The organism is Croceibacterium ferulae (assembly GCF_003660445.1).
In the GTDB taxonomy this organism is placed as follows: Bacteria; Pseudomonadota; Alphaproteobacteria; order Sphingomonadales; family Sphingomonadaceae; genus Croceibacterium; species Croceibacterium ferulae.
This window is the reverse complement of sequence record NZ_QZVQ01000035.1, coordinates 1-854: the sequence shown is the minus strand read 5'-3', so window position 1 is coordinate 854 and position 854 is coordinate 1. Positions and strand designations below refer to the sequence as shown.

The 854-nt window shown below is 62.6% G+C and carries 1 protein-coding gene; it reads right to left on the bottom strand.

Annotation, left to right across the window (positions count from 1 at the left end):
- Positions 1-16: 16 nt before the first annotated feature.
- A protein-coding gene (locus tag D5S08_RS16295) for an IS5 family transposase (protein WP_241557484.1) occupies positions 17-732 on the bottom strand; the annotation gives its coding sequence in 2 pieces (ribosomal slippage) (positions 17-445 and positions 448-732; 714 coding nt in all).
- Positions 733-854: the final 122 nt, after the last annotated feature.

Genomic DNA, 854 nt, shown 5'->3' with positions numbered 1-854 from the left:
TAGGGTCCAGACTCGTTCAGAGCCAGAATGCCACGGCGGCAGCGAGGCTTATAGCTGAGAGGAAGTTGCGGGCCAGTTTGTCGTAGCGTGTGGCGATGCGGCGGAAGTCCTTGAGGCGGCAGAACATGGCCTCGACACGCCAGCGGTCTCTGTAACGGCGCTGATCGTACTGGATGGGCCGCTTCCGGTTGCGCCGTCCAGGGATGACTGGGATCGTGCCCTGGTCGCGCAGCGTTGCGCGCAGCCGATTGGCATCATAGCCCCGGTCGGCGATCAGGCGCTTCATGCCGGCAGTGTCGCCAAGAAGCAGGTCCGCACCCTTGATGTCGGAGGTGTTGCCCGGCGTCAAGACGAGACGGAGCGGCCTTCCGAGCACGTCGACAAGGGCATGGATCTTCGTCGTGCGGCCACCGCGCGAGGTGCCAATGGCTTGGGCTCGAGCCCCCCTTTTGCGCCGCCGGAACACCGATGCGCCTTCACATAGCTGCTGTCGATCTGCACGGTTTCGGCAATCCAGCCCTCCTCGGTCAGTGCGGCCAGAATGCGCGTCCATATCCCGCGCCTGCTCCACCGGTTCCAGCGATTGTAGATCGTGGTCGCGGGCCCGTAAGCAGCCGGGCAGTCCTGCCAACGACCGCCGCATTTCAACATGTGCACAATGCCTGAGATCACCCGACGATCATCAACACGGCGCGCACCCGGCTGATTCTTCGGAAGGTGCGGCTCGATCATCGCCCATGCTTCATCCGACAGCCAAAACAACGATCCCGCCACACCTCAGCCTCCTCAAACCGGAGACTTCCTGAATCAGCACAGCTCGCCGAAATCAAGCTGCTGATTGGGTTTGGACCCTA